Below are 13,100 nucleotides of genomic sequence, written 5' to 3'. Positions count from 1 at the left end.
AAAATTTTTTCCTATTTTAATAAGCTCAAAAAGTCTGAAATTGGATCATTTGGAACCATTTGAGCAGTAAGTTTAACACCTTTTTCTGCCAGTTTGTGGAAGTCTTCCACATCCTTGTCTACTACGTTGATAGAACGTGTGATGGCGCGAGTTTCTGGTGTTTGAGACATATTCCCAACATTAAGGGTTTCAAGTGGTACACCTGCTTCTACCAAACCAAGGAAGCGGTCTGGTTTGCGAGCCACAATAAAGAGACGTTGGCTATCGTATTTTCCAGCAAGAATATTGGCTGCCGCTTTTTCAATTGGCAAAATACTCAATTTTACACCTGGTGGTGTCGCAAGTTTCAAACCACTCTTTTCAACGTCGTTGTTGACAACTTCGTCATCTACAACCATAATACGTGAAACATTTAGTTTTCCAGCCCATAGATTGGCTACTTGTCCGTGGATCAAACGTCCATCGATACGGCATCCTACAATTGTCATAAGTTTTCCCCCTTTATATGTTTTAGTGTAGGTTTACGAGTTAAATGAATCTCTTCTTTATATTGGCCCTCTGTCTCAAAGATGATGATACGATTGGCACCTTCCTTGAGATAGCTATGAGGGATATAAAGAGAGAGGGTTGGGCCGACGTTCCAAAAACGTCCTAGATTCTGCCCATTGACAAAGGCAACCCCCTTACCAAACTCAGACAAGTCTAGGTAAGTATCTTTTGGCTCTTGGACTGTAAAGTCATAAGCGTAAAAAGCTGGTTGTCCTTCTGTCCATCCTTTTGAAAAATCAATTTTCTCAGGATTATCTAGTGGAAGTGGATAGTGTTTCCAGTTTAGTAAGAAGTGCAAATCCTTACAAACCCCTGTCCGAATTCCCTTACGTTGCGTATCCGCTAAGAACTTATGCCCATAGTTGACACGTCCCATATTTTCTACCAAGATATCCAATCTAGATAGCGCTTTCTTTTTACCTTGATAAAAAATATCTTCCCCAATCTCTGTCTGATATTGGGTTTTAACCCACTGACCATCGACATAAAGCTGGGCCCTATCTCGACCATCAATGATACGAAGTCTTTCTTCTTCTGCATCCCAGCTTGTCTCTGTTCGATAGAGTAGATAGCCATAACTTTGTCCCAACTCCTCCATCTTTTTAGGATAAAGGCTTTCTACAGGACTGGACAAGCTATCTAAGGTTTCAAACAAGGAAACTTTTTCAACTAGTGGAATAGCATCCAACTCCATACTCTCTTTGTAGAGGGGTTCCAACTGCGGATACTCTGGGAAATGGGTCGCCATCATCTTCTTGACTGCCAGATATTTGGCAGTTGGATTTCCTTCTTCATCTAGAAGAGCATCGTAATCGTAAGATGTAACTTGTGGTAAGTCCAAAGTCCCTCGAGCCGAACAACCATTCATGAAACCAAAGTTTGTACCACCGTGGAACATGTAAAGATTGATAGAGCCTTGTTCCAAAACCTCTCGAACTGCATCTGCCAACTCTTTCGGATCCCGTGTGATAATCGGTTCCTTCCAACGGTTGAACCATCCATCCCAGAACTCCATACACATGAGGGGCCATTTTTTGCCATGTTCATCAAAGAATTCCTGCATCTGTGAAAAGTTGTACGGAGCTTTAGAACCAAAGTTTCCTGTTACAAAGATGTCATCTTCGATTAAGGTTCCAGCTTTCAGAGTAGCTCTCCATGGACCATCGGATGTAAAGAGAGGACAGGTTACCCCACGCTCTTCCATCAACTGTCGAATTGCTCTCAGATAAGCCTTATCTTCTCCATAAGAACCATACTCATTTTCAACCTGCATCATGAGGATATTGCCACCATTGTCCAACAAATGTGGAACCAATCGTGGCAAGAGCTGGTCATAGTAGTGAGCTACAGCTTCAATATAAGCAGGATCTGAGGAACGAATCCTCATATCTTTGGTTAAGAGCCAAGCTGGTAAACCACCGAATTCCCACTCTGCACAGATGAAGGGTGACGGACGAACGATAGCGTAGAGACCCAAATCTTGTGCCGTTTGGAGAAATCGCTCCAAATCCAGAGCTCCTTCAAAGTGAAACTCACCCTCACGAGGCTCATGTAAATTCCAAGCCACATAAGTCTCTACTGTATTAAAACCAAGAGCCTTCAAGTTATAGAGCGAATGATACCAATCTTCTGGAGGAACCCTAAAATAATGAATGGCGCCAGATAAAATCTTAAATGATTTTCCATCGAGATAGAAATCATCTCGTATCTCAAATCGTGTCATATTCTTACCTTCTGACAACTAAAGTTTACGCTTTCATTTGTTGATATATTGAATATAACTCAATATACCACATTTGTCAATAGCTTTTCACAATTTTTTTCATTTTTCCCCAACTTTTACACAAAAAACTTATAAAGATATAGAATTTACAGACATATAGCTTCAAACAGATGGCATGTATAAAAATGTATAAAATCTCCTATTTTTTATGTAAATTAACCTTATAGCCTATTATTCTAATTTTTTTATTCAAAAGACTACTATTCTTTCCGGTTTTATGGTAAAATCTTTAACGGAGAAGGAAAATCGAGGTGAAATTATGGCAATTCCAAAGTATCAATATATAAAAGATGAATTAAAGAACAAAATCATTTCTGGCCAATTCGCTAGTGGAGATAAATTTTACACTGAAGCTGAATTGATCGCTATGTATGATGTAAGTTCTATCACAGTTGTCCGCGCCTTAAACGACCTTGCCAAAGACGGCTATATTGTCCGCCAACAAGGAAAGGGTACATTCGTTTCACGCGCACGCAAACACAAACTCGTAGAGTTTTCTGATGTAGAAGTTTTTGAAACTAAAGATGATAAAGTGACCGTCCTTTCTATTGAGCGTGGAAACAAACTAAGCTACTTAGAAAAACTTGGACTACGCGGTAACCAATTCTACTACAAGATTGAACGTGTACGCGAAACAAATGGTGTCGTATACATCTATCACACATCTTATATTCCAGAACAATACATCAACGCAAATTATCCAAATCTTGAATATTATAGCTCTATCTATAACCGTTTCAAATTGGATTATCACATCCACATGAATGATGAACATTTTGAAGAAATCAATGAAATAGCATTTCCAACTCCAGAACATGCGGCTTCAGTCCTCGGAGTCGATGAACAATTCCCTAGCGTTTTACAAACCAAGACTACTAAATTAGAGTCTACTGGTCAGGTTCTCGCTTACAGCGAAACTTATAAACGAGCGGATTACTACAAAATCAAATTCATTTCATGTGACCGTGATCACTAAGAAGAAAGCCTGAGCCTAATCGCTTAGGCTTTTTTCTATGATTATTATATCCCATCAAAACTGTATTTTCTATATGTCAATGAAGATCGATTAAATTTGTTTAAATTTTACTAAAATATTGGGAATCTTTTTATAAAAATATCTTTAATAAAAAAGAAAAATCGAAGTTCTTCTACTCCAGTAAATAGAGTAATAGAACTTCGATTTTATTTTAATTATCCTAAACCAAGACGTTCAAAGATATCATCCACTCGTTTAGTGTAATAAACTGGGTTAAAGATCTCATCGATTTCTTCTTGTGTGAGGCGTGATGTCACCTCTGGATCTGCTTCTAGCAGTGGTTTGAAGTCTACTTGGTTGTCCCAAGAGTAGGCTGTTTTTGGTTGTACCAAGTCATAAGCTTGCTCACGGGTCATCCCTTTTTCAATCAAGATCAACATAGCACGTTGGCTAAAGATAAGACCAAACGTAGAGTTCATGTTGCGGATCATGTTTTCTGGGAAGACTGTCAAATTCTTGACAATATTTCCAAAACGGTTGAGCATGTAGTCAATCAAAATGGTCGTATCTGGTGTGATGATGCGCTCAGCTGATGAATGGGAAATGTCGCGTTCGTGCCAGAGAGCGACGTTTTCATAGGCTGTAATCATATGACCACGGATAACACGCGCAAGACCTGTCATGTTCTCAGAACCTATAGGGTTGCGTTTGTGAGGCATTGCTGAAGACCCTTTTTGCCCTTTAGCAAAGAACTCTTCCACTTCGCGTTGTTCTGATTTTTGAAGACCACGAATCTCAGTCGCCATACGTTCAATAGAAGTCGCGATGCTGGCAAGAACTGCAAAGTACTCAGCGTGAAGGTCACGAGGAAGGACCTGTGTTGAGATTTCTTGGGCACGGATACCAAGCTTGTCGCAGACATATTTTTCAACAAATGGTGGGATGTTGGCAAAGTTACCAACCGCACCAGAAATCTTGCCAGCTTCCACTCCAGCAGCCGCATGCTCGAAACGCTCGATGTTGCGCTTCATTTCGCTATACCAAGTCGCCAATTTAAGACCAAAGGTTGTAGGTTCAGCGTGCACACCGTGGGTACGACCCATCATGATGGTGAACTTGTGTTCCTTAGCCTTATCAGCGATGATGTTGGTGAAGTTTTCAAGGTCACGACGGATGATGTCGTTGGCCTGCTTGTAAAGGTAACCGTAGGCCGTGTCCACCACATCAGTAGAAGTCAATCCATAGTGGACCCACTTGCGCTCCTCACCAAGCGTTTCAGAAACCGCACGTGTGAAAGCCACCACATCGTGACGAGTCTCTTGCTCGATCTCCAAAATGCGGTCGATGTCAAAGTCCGCTTTCTCACGAATCAAAGCCACATCTTCCTTAGGGATTTCCCCCAACTCAGCCCATGCCTCGTCAGCCAAGATTTCTACCTCAAGCCAAGCACGGTATTTATTTTCTTCACTCCAAATGTTCGCCATCTCAGGGCGAGAGTAACGGTTGATCATTGTTTTATTTTCCTTTCTTTTAATGTTTCACATCAGATAAGCAACCAAGGGGTATCTTATTAAAATTGTTTATCTTCAATAACCTTGGTTTGTCTCTATTCAAATGCTTCAGCTTTTTCATTTTATTCTATAGTTAACTCTTATGAATACTTTCTAATTTTTATAGATATATAACCTTAAAATCCTTTACGTTAGAACTACTTACATCAATCTTCAACTTTGGATACTCACTTCCTAGATTTGTTAGTGAATTTTTATAACCTATTAACATTTTAGAATTAAAAATACCAAAAATATCAATCCTCACATAAATTTTATCACCCTCTCCTTCAAACTCAACCATTATTTCATTTGAAGGTTTATCCCCCATATATAAATTGGTATCTGTGGGGACTTTGATTAGTGTATTTCCTTGACATAATTGAACTAGAACTTTCTGTATATCTTTTGAAATCGTTTGGTTTAACCATTGCTCTCCTAGATATTTATATGCATATTCAAATGATATTTTCAAAGATAAAGGAAAGAATGCATACTTTAAGTACCCTTCTACTGCCTCATGAGGAAGACTAATATTATCAATTCGTGGAAAAAGCGGGACGTTATCAAAATCAATAATTCTAGTTTTTATCTCTTCATCACTGCAAGATTTTACATGATTTTTAAAATATCCTAAATTAACATTTTTAGGAGCAAAAATAAAATTTTTGCTTTTTCCATATTTTGCTCTGAAGCCAGTTATATCTCCTGTATTGCTATCAGTCACCAGATTTCCTATAATTTCTGGAATCCAAAAGGGAATATCTAATTTTTCTAAACCAGGGACTCCGTTCCTTCCTTTAATACCTTTCCTATTACGAATAAACTCTAGTAATGGACTGTTTACAAATCTCGAATCAACATGCATTCCTAATTTTGAATTACAACCCACACATACATCGTTAAGTGTATTCTCCGAAAATCTTTTTCCACCTAAACTCTCAAGAATTATATGTTCTGTATTAAAGTCTTTTCCCGATTTTTCAATCGCACATATTATACATTTTTGATTTTTTTCATTCATCTCTGTTTCCCAAATCTCTTTTATGACTTATGAAATTATATATCACATACAAACGATAAAATAAGCAATATCAAATAAACCATTTTTTATTTCATAACACCCAAATCTTCTCTGATTACCCTTTCAAGTTCCCAACGAATATCATCCAATTTATTATTTCTACCATCGTTATATTCTAAAAATCTACCTGCAATAAAAGCGTTGTGCCAAGTAACATCAAACTTGACTAAGCAATTTTTTACGTCTTGACTGGCATACAGTTCAATAATTTTATCGTTTCTTCTAAATTGTTCATATCCTTTCTTAGCTAAAAAATACTGATTTTTGATTTTTTCTATTTCTTTGATATAGTATTCTCTATTCCAAATTTCTGTTTTGATATCTTCTTCATCTTGATAAGTAAGACCTTCTCGCTCTAATCGTTTTTGATAATCTTCCTTAATCTGAATTTCCAAAATTCTATTTACCGTATCAAAATCTTCTCGGTTAAATACTGGGGAAAACGGTAGGTTAGTCATAATATCATAGGGCGTTTTATTAGGAAATAAAGCAATAATCTTAAGTAGCTCATTGTAGGTTTCTGTTAACTTCTCTCCTTTATTTCTTTTTTCCTCTATATATTGTTCATACTTCTTATCTTTTTTCTCACTAAAATATTTAATAACTCCCCCGATCGCAACAATAATTGCTAATAGAACTCCAACTATCGTAGCGATGTGAGACAAATTTTCTAACTGATTATCTTTTTTTACAAAAGTGTTGACAAAGAGTTGAATCATAAATTCTCCCCATTCAATTTAAATACTATTCTTCCTCAAGATCTTCGTAAGCAAAAAATTCAATCGAAAGTTTTATAGGACGGCTCGTTAATCCAAAACTCTTTATATAATCATAGACCTCATCATCATCGCGCGTATGCTCTATTATTAGTTGATTATTTATTCTCTCTACAATATGAATCCCTTCTGCATCTGGAATTTCTGGAATGACTACATCATCCGCATAAGTAAATGTTAGAGTAGTAATATCATCTTCAAATACATCATCAAATTCTTCTGTCATTTCAAAAATCAATCCCCTCCCCAAACTCAACCATACTATCCGGTACATCACTAAACAAAGTCACATGTCCCATCTTGCGGTTGTGCTTTGCTTCTATTTTACCATACATGTGGAGGTGGGCGCTTGGATTTTCTGCGACATATTTTTCAGCGGCCTCGACATGCTGGCCGAGAACATTGAGCATGACGGCAGGTGCATGTAATTTAATTTCTGGCAATGATGCTCCCAGAACACCTAAAATGTGGGTGTCAAACTGGGAGAAGTCGCAAGCTTCAATTGAGTAGTGTCCTGAATTGTGGGGACGTGGGGCAATCTCATTAACGATGATGTCATCAGCAGTCGCAAACATTTCCACACAAAGTGTTCCAGACAAGTTCAGTTGTTCTGCGATTCGCACTGCCATGGCTTTGGCCTTGTCTGCTAAACTTTCAGAAATTCGAGCAGGCACAATGGTTTTTGAAAGAATGTTGTTTCGGTGAATATTTTCCTGAACTGGGAAAACCGTAACATCCTTGCCATTCCCTGATACAATGACAGAAATTTCAAGGTCAAAGTTGACGAATTCTTCCAAGACGCAGTCAGCTGAATCTGCTAGTTCATATGCTTCTTCCAAGTCTGCTTCTGAGCGAATGACCTTTTGCCCATGCCCATCGTAGCCACCAGTCGCTGTCTTGAGGACATAATTTTTCGACAGGTCCATATCTGCCAAGTCTCGACTAGAAGTCACAACCTTGTAAGGTGCCACAGTAACTTGAGCCTTGTTTGAGAGAAAGTCCTTTTCAAAGATGCGATTTTGGGAAATGCGAAGCAGGTCGGTTCCTTGAGGAAGTTGACCATCCTTGATAACAGCATCCAAACCGTCAGCATCGACATTTTCAAACTCATAGGTGAGGACATCGCAACGCTCAGCCAACTGACGCAGAGCATCCACGTCATTATAAGGCGCCACGATGATCTCCGCTACGCGAGAGGCTGGGCAATCAGCCGCAGGATCCAGCGCGATAACCTTGTGGCCCATGTAGATAGCAGAAATGGCCATCATTTGACCCAGCTGGCCGCCACCGATAATTCCGATTGTTTTAGATGAGCTCATTTGTTGACTCCTCTGCGATTTTTCCTTGTTCTTCTGCGAAATCTGCCAATGCTGTCGCGATAGCCTGATCCTCTACTGAGAGGAGACGGAGAGCGAAGAGGGCAGCGTTGGTCGCGCCTGCTTCACCGATGGCCATAGTTGCGACAGGCACTCCACCTGGCATCTGTACGATAGAGTAGAGCGAGTCCACACCACTAAGGGCACGCGATTTGACAGGTACCCCAATGACAGGAAGGGTTGTTTTCGCTGCTACCATTCCTGGCAAGTGGGCTGCGCCTCCAGCACCTGCGATGATGACCTTGATGCCACGGCTACGAGCCTCCTCCGCATGTCTGAACATGAGGTCTGGAGTACGGTGTGCAGAGACAACCTTCTTTTCGTAGGCTACACCGAAACGGTCTAGGACTTCTGCTGTTTTTTGCATGGTTGCCCAGTCGGATTTTGAGCCCATGATGATGGAAATAATTGGTCTAGTCATAATTTTTCCTTTTTTCTTCTTTTTTGATAATGGTCTTAGGTGGTGAGGAAGGAAGTAGCCACCAAAGGTGTCTCATGCCTAAATCGGAAGCCCAAAGTCTTCCAATTTCCCTGAATGATTGGATTATCATCCAATCGTTCTTTCACAGCGGAGGTGATTGTTCTATATTAGCTCTCTAACGCTCGCAAGTTATGCGACCATTAACGTATTTTGTGAATTTTTCCTTTTTTTCTTTTTAATAATCGTCTAGTGTAGTGCGGACGTAAGCGACCGCCTATGGCGCTCCATTACTAAAACTAGAGCCTAGGTCTCCAGTTTTCCGCTCCTAGTAGCTTTGCTACTAGGAGTTCCACTACCGCGACGATTATTCTATAGTGGTTCGCTTTCGCTCGCCATGATTAATTTAGTGTCTTTTAATCTTTTATCGCCTTACTCCCAATATCGGTTCGGTAAAAGAGGCCTTCTGTGTTTTGTTTGTCAAGTTCCTTGTAGATAGTGGTTTGGGCTTCTTTGACGGTTTCTGCTGTGTTGACGAGCATATAGACACGTCCGCCGTTTGAAAGAAGGCCTTGCTCATTTTCAGCGAATTTCGCACCTGCATAGTAGGTTATGATGTCGCCTTCTGTCTTGGCTGGCAACTTGACACCTTTTTCATAGTCTAACGGATAACCCTTGGATGCGACAACCACACCCAGAGTCACACCCTTGTCCGTCCAGGTGATGTTTGGCTCCTTGCCATCGATGATATCCGTAATATTTTGTGCAAAGTCAGATGTTAAACGAGGCAAGATGATTTGCGTTTCAGGATCTCCAAAGCGAGCGTTAAACTCGATAACCTTAGGTCCATCAGCTGTCAAGATAAGCCCCGCATAAAGAACACCCAGATAAGGGCGACCTTCTTTAATCATCCCTTCGAGGACTGGCTTGACAATGGTGTCAACCGCTGTATAAACTACACTATGTGGTAAGTGTGGAACTGGCGCATAGGCACCCATACCACCTGTGTTAGGCCCTTTGTCTCCATCGTAGGCACGTTTGTGGTCCTGAGCCGTTGGCATGATGTAGAACTTATCACCATTGACAAAGGCAAAGAGTGAAAATTCCTCACCTTCAAGAAACTCCTCGATAACCACACGCGCACCTGAGTCACCAAATTTATTGTCCAAAAGCATCTCGTGAGCTGCTTCGACTGCTTGCTCGACTGTCTCAGCAACGACAACACCCTTCCCAAGCGCCAAGCCATCCGCCTTGACTACGATAGGTGCACCCTGCTTTTCGATATAGGCCTTAGCTTCCTCGAAATCTGAGAATGTGCCATAGGCTGCTGTCGGAACGCCGTATTTGACCATGATTTCCTTGGCAAAATCCTTGGACCACTCCAGCTCAGCTGCCAATCTTGTCGGACCAAAGGCTTTGAGACCAGCTGCATGGAAATCATCCACGATACCAGCCGCAAGGGCGTCATCTGGCCCTATAAAGGTCCAAGCAACATCGTTGGCTTTTACAAACTCAACCAATTTAGAATGTTCGGAAATAGAGATATTTACCACCTCCAAACCATCCAGAGTCATCCCATCATTCCCAGGAGCAACAAAAACCTTTTCTACCTCTTTTGACTCAAGCAACTTCTTAGCAATCGCATGTTCACGACCACCCGAACCGACAACCAACAGCTTCATCTTACAACCTCTTTTGCGAATTATTTACTAACATTATACCACAAACGTTCGTTTTAATCTTGTTTCACTCCGCGTTTTTACGCAAAAAAAGGAAAGAAACTGTTTTCTCTCCTTTACGTTCTTAATGTCTAAAATGTCTCACGCCTGTGAAGACCATGGTCAAGCCATATTTGTCAGCAGCTTCGATGGATTCTTGGTCACGGACGGAGCCTCCCGGCTGGATGATGGCCTTAATACCTGCTTTAGCGATTTCTTCCACGTTATCGGCAAATGGGAAGAAGGCATCGGAAGCAAGCACAGCTCCGTCAAGACGATTTTTAGCTTGTTCAATGGCAATACGCACAGAGGCCACACGATTGGTTTGACCCGGGCCAACACCAAGTGTCATGTGGTCGTTGGTCACAATGATACCGTTTGATTTCACGTACTTGATGGCCTTCCAAGCAAATTCAAGAGCAGTTGCTTCTGTCTCAGTTGGTTGGCGTTTGGTCACCACTTGCCAGTCAGCTGGACTTTCTTTGATAACGTCTTGGTTTTGCACCAGAAGTCCACCAACTACACCTGTGTATTCTGCTTCCACTTCACTGGCCTCTTGAGCATCAAATGGCAAGGCAAGGATACGCAAGTTTTTCTTTTTGTTGGTCAAAATGGCTAGCGCTTCATCCGTATAGCTTGGTGCAATGATGATTTCAAGGAATACACCATGCATCTTCTCAGCTGTCGCAGCATCCACCTCACGGTTAAGAACAACGATACCACCAAAGATAGACACTGGGTCAGACTCATAAGCGTAGTCCCAAGCAGTCTCGATGTCATCAGCCTGACCGATTCCACATGGGTTCATATGTTTGAGAGCCACAACGGTTGGACGGTCTTTGAAGTCACGGATGATACGAATGGCCGCATCAGCGTCACGGATATTGTTGAATGACAATTCTTTCCCATTGAGCTGTTCGGCTGAAGCAATGGAATAGTCTGTTGGCAAAGCTTTTTGGTAGAAATCCGCGTCTTGTTGAGGGTTCTCACCGTAACGCATGGCTTGCTTGAGGTCATAAGTCAAGGTCAACTTTTCAGGCTTGCTTTCACCCACTTGAGCTGTGAAGTATTCTGCAATCAAGGCATCATAAGCCGCAGTGTGGCGGAAAACCTTGGCTGCTAAACGTTGGCGAGTTTCGTAAGTCGTTTCACCATTGGCTGACAACTCATCCAAAACCACTGCATAGTCAGCAGGGTCTACCACAACCGTCACGCTGGCATGGTTTTTAGCTGCTGAACGAAGCATAGATGGCCCACCGATATCGATATTCTCCACCGCATCAGCATAAGTCACATCTGGTTTGAGAATGGTTTCCTTGAATGGGTAGAGGTTGACCACAACAAGGTCAATAAGCTCAATTTGGTTCTCCTTAGCAGCCTCTAGGTGGCTATCCAAGTCACGACGAGCGAGGAGCCCACCATGGATATTTGGGTGAAGAGTCTTGACGCGACCGTCCATCATCTCTGGAAAACCAGTCACGTCATCGATGACAATAGTCTCTATCCCAGCATTGTCAAGGGCAACCTTTGTCCCACCTGTCGAGATAATATCCCAACCAAATTTTTTAAGTTCTTGGGCAAATTCAACAATGCCCGCTTTGTCTGAGACGCTGATTAAGGCGCGTTTAGTCATTATATTCTCCTTTTTAATCATTAGTTAAACACCAATTAAATGCAGTAACAGTAAAACAAAATAAGCAAAACCAAGGCTAAGCATACCTAAGATATTGACCCATTTTCTAGTCTGTGATTTGAACACTCTTATAAAAATTTGATAAATCAGTAAGCCTACACAAACACCTAGCGTATTTAAAGCCAAATCCGTTATATCTGTTATCCCTATTGCTAAAATATACTGTAAGCACTCAAACAATAGACTAATCAAGAAACCTGTCCCGATTATTTTTAAACTAGATAAATTAGTTTTTATCAGAGGGAAACAAACACCTAATGGAATAAAGGAAATCAGATTAAATAACATCTCAGCAAAAACAATTTTTCCATCTACTATTAATGGTTCTGAAAATGGAATCCAATTGATGTACCTTGGAGCTAAGAAAAATGCTATAAATTCAGGATTAGTTTCAAACTTAAATAAGATTCCCCAAGTTAATAACATCAGATAGACATAAAATACATATCGAGTTGTTTTTTTAGATTCTAACATTACAAATACCTCCGTTTGAAGCCGTCTTCAACAAGCACTGACTCCAATTTAAAAGCAAAGATATCATATGAATCATCAATGGCAATGGTGCTCACCCCAGCATTATCAAGGGCAACCTTGGTTCCACCTGTTGAGATGGTGTCCCAACCGAGTTTTTTTAAGTTCTTGGGCAAATTCAACAATGCCCTCTTTGTTTGAGACACTGATTAAAGCTTTTTTCGTCATTCTATTCCTCTTTCTTTAGGTCCAAGCGCATAGCGACTTCATTATTTTCTTCTATAAATCCTGTTTCCTGAAAACCCAAACTAGTCAACAGGTGCTTCATTTTTTCATTTCCAACCACATAATCTGCGATAATATGATTGCAAGCGCTATCCATCTGAGCCTTTTTGATCAGAACTTCCACGGCTTTTCGTCCATAACCTCTTCCTTGGTACTGCTGACCAATCATTATCCGCCAGATAAAGTATTCCGCTTCATCCTTATCTATTTCCAACAGGAGAAAACCAACCACAAGCTCATTCCAATAAATTGCCATTGGAAACACATCCCCATTCTCTCGGTAGAGCCATGCGTCAGCTAAAGAGCGTACATTTGGAGACACGAAACGTGCTCGTTCATCAGCTTCAGATATTTTCAAATCCAGCACTGCCTGAAAACTGCTCTCATCTACTAATTTTATCTCAATCATTTTTTCTCCTAG

Annotated in this window: 13 protein-coding genes and 2 pseudogenes; 1 reads left to right on the top strand and 14 read right to left on the bottom strand. The window is 40.8% G+C overall.

The window, feature by feature from the left end:
* Positions 1-11: 11 nt before the first annotated feature.
* The gene (locus QS39_RS02595) at positions 12-488 is read right to left on the bottom strand and encodes a PTS sugar transporter subunit IIB (RefSeq protein WP_000156970.1); all 477 of its coding nucleotides are present in this window, start codon (positions 486-488) and stop codon (positions 12-14) included.
* Positions 485-2,272: a glycoside hydrolase family 35 protein gene (locus QS39_RS02590; RefSeq protein ID WP_077804555.1), complete on the bottom strand. Its 1,788-nt coding sequence runs from the start codon at positions 2,270-2,272 to the stop codon at positions 485-487. The genes QS39_RS02595 and QS39_RS02590 overlap by 4 nt, the downstream gene beginning before the upstream one ends.
* A gap of 319 nt (positions 2,273-2,591) precedes the next feature.
* Between QS39_RS02590 and QS39_RS02585 the strand changes: the two genes are divergently transcribed.
* Positions 2,592-3,308: a GntR family transcriptional regulator gene (locus tag QS39_RS02585; RefSeq protein ID WP_001007194.1), complete on the top strand. Its 717-nt coding sequence runs from the start codon at positions 2,592-2,594 to the stop codon at positions 3,306-3,308.
* A gap of 215 nt (positions 3,309-3,523) precedes the next feature.
* Here QS39_RS02585 and purB read toward each other — a convergent pair whose 3' ends face one another.
* From purB to QS39_RS02525, 12 genes and pseudogenes are all read right to left on the bottom strand, one after another.
* Positions 3,524-4,819: an adenylosuccinate lyase gene (gene purB, locus QS39_RS02580; RefSeq protein WP_077804554.1), complete on the bottom strand. Its 1,296-nt coding sequence runs from the start codon at positions 4,817-4,819 to the stop codon at positions 3,524-3,526.
* A 160-nt stretch (positions 4,820-4,979) separates the two neighbouring features.
* The gene (locus tag QS39_RS02575) at positions 4,980-5,882 is read right to left on the bottom strand and encodes an HNH endonuclease (RefSeq protein WP_077804553.1); all 903 of its coding nucleotides are present in this window, start codon (positions 5,880-5,882) and stop codon (positions 4,980-4,982) included.
* An 86-nt stretch (positions 5,883-5,968) separates the two neighbouring features.
* The gene (locus QS39_RS02570; protein ID WP_142761235.1) at positions 5,969-6,661 is read right to left on the bottom strand and encodes a hypothetical protein; all 693 of its coding nucleotides are present in this window, start codon (positions 6,659-6,661) and stop codon (positions 5,969-5,971) included.
* A 25-nt stretch (positions 6,662-6,686) separates the two neighbouring features.
* Positions 6,687-6,944, bottom strand: a complete 258-nt coding sequence (locus QS39_RS02565) for a hypothetical protein (RefSeq protein WP_142761234.1) — start codon at positions 6,942-6,944, stop codon at positions 6,687-6,689.
* A 1-nt stretch (position 6,945) separates the two neighbouring features.
* Positions 6,946-8,037 (bottom strand): 5-(carboxyamino)imidazole ribonucleotide synthase, encoded by a 1,092-nt coding sequence (purK, locus tag QS39_RS02560; RefSeq protein WP_077804551.1) that lies wholly within the window; start codon positions 8,035-8,037, stop codon positions 6,946-6,948.
* A complete protein-coding gene (purE, locus tag QS39_RS02555; RefSeq protein WP_077805508.1) occupies positions 8,024-8,515 on the bottom strand; it encodes a 5-(carboxyamino)imidazole ribonucleotide mutase in 492 nt (163 codons plus the stop codon). Before purE ends, purK begins: the two co-directional genes overlap by 14 nt.
* Positions 8,516-8,548: 33 nt before the next feature.
* Positions 8,549-8,661, bottom strand: a pseudogene (locus QS39_RS11490) (phosphoribosylaminoimidazole carboxylase); the annotation flags it as partial.
* A gap of 267 nt (positions 8,662-8,928) precedes the next feature.
* A complete protein-coding gene (purD, locus tag QS39_RS02545; RefSeq protein WP_077804550.1) occupies positions 8,929-10,194 on the bottom strand; it encodes a phosphoribosylamine--glycine ligase in 1,266 nt (421 codons plus the stop codon).
* Positions 10,195-10,315: 121 nt separating this feature from the next.
* Entirely contained in the window at positions 10,316-11,863 is a 1,548-nt protein-coding gene (purH, locus tag QS39_RS02540; protein WP_077804549.1) for a bifunctional phosphoribosylaminoimidazolecarboxamide formyltransferase/IMP cyclohydrolase, read from the bottom strand.
* 24 nt (positions 11,864-11,887) lie between these two features.
* Positions 11,888-12,397, bottom strand: a complete 510-nt coding sequence (locus tag QS39_RS02535; RefSeq protein WP_077804548.1) for a VanZ family protein — start codon at positions 12,395-12,397, stop codon at positions 11,888-11,890.
* Positions 12,398-12,468: 71 nt separating this feature from the next.
* Positions 12,469-12,622, bottom strand: a pseudogene (locus QS39_RS10650) (bifunctional phosphoribosylaminoimidazolecarboxamide formyltransferase/IMP cyclohydrolase); the annotation flags it as partial.
* Between the two features lies 1 nt (position 12,623).
* The gene (locus tag QS39_RS02525) at positions 12,624-13,088 is read right to left on the bottom strand and encodes a GNAT family N-acetyltransferase (protein ID WP_077804546.1); all 465 of its coding nucleotides are present in this window, start codon (positions 13,086-13,088) and stop codon (positions 12,624-12,626) included.
* Positions 13,089-13,100: the final 12 nt, after the last annotated feature.

Source organism: Streptococcus mitis (assembly GCF_002005545.1).
In the GTDB taxonomy this organism is placed as follows: Bacteria; Bacillota; Bacilli; order Lactobacillales; family Streptococcaceae; genus Streptococcus; species Streptococcus mitis_I.
This window is presented reverse-complemented; position numbering and strand designations above follow the sequence as displayed.

Bases quoted from the DNA above. Each gene is read 5' to 3' on its own strand.
- QS39_RS02570 (WP_142761235.1), bottom strand. From the start codon at position 6,661: ATGATTCAACTCTTTGTCAACACTTTTGTAAAAAAAGATAATCAGTTA.
- QS39_RS02525 (WP_077804546.1), bottom strand. From the start codon at position 13,088: ATGATTGAGATAAAATTAGTAGATGAGAGCAGTTTTCAGGCAGTGCTG.
- purE (WP_077805508.1), bottom strand. From the start codon at position 8,515: ATGACTAGACCAATTATTTCCATCATCATGGGCTCAAAATCCGACTGG.
- QS39_RS02565 (WP_142761234.1), bottom strand. From the start codon at position 6,944: ATGACAGAAGAATTTGATGATGTATTTGAAGATGATATTACTACTCTA.
- purD (WP_077804550.1), bottom strand. From the start codon at position 10,194: ATGAAGCTGTTGGTTGTCGGTTCGGGTGGTCGTGAACATGCGATTGCT.
- QS39_RS02535 (WP_077804548.1), bottom strand. From the start codon at position 12,397: ATGTTAGAATCTAAAAAAACAACTCGATATGTATTTTATGTCTATCTG.
- QS39_RS02590 (WP_077804555.1), bottom strand. From the start codon at position 2,272: ATGACACGATTTGAGATACGAGATGATTTCTATCTCGATGGAAAATCA.
- QS39_RS02585 (WP_001007194.1), top strand. From the start codon at position 2,592: ATGGCAATTCCAAAGTATCAATATATAAAAGATGAATTAAAGAACAAA.
- purB (WP_077804554.1), bottom strand. From the start codon at position 4,819: ATGATCAACCGTTACTCTCGCCCTGAGATGGCGAACATTTGGAGTGAA.
- purK (WP_077804551.1), bottom strand. From the start codon at position 8,037: ATGAGCTCATCTAAAACAATCGGAATTATCGGTGGCGGCCAGCTGGGT.
- purH (WP_077804549.1), bottom strand. From the start codon at position 11,863: ATGACTAAACGCGCCTTAATCAGCGTCTCAGACAAAGCGGGCATTGTT.
- QS39_RS02575 (WP_077804553.1), bottom strand. From the start codon at position 5,882: ATGAATGAAAAAAATCAAAAATGTATAATATGTGCGATTGAAAAATCG.
- QS39_RS02595 (WP_000156970.1), bottom strand. From the start codon at position 488: ATGACAATTGTAGGATGCCGTATCGATGGACGTTTGATCCACGGACAA.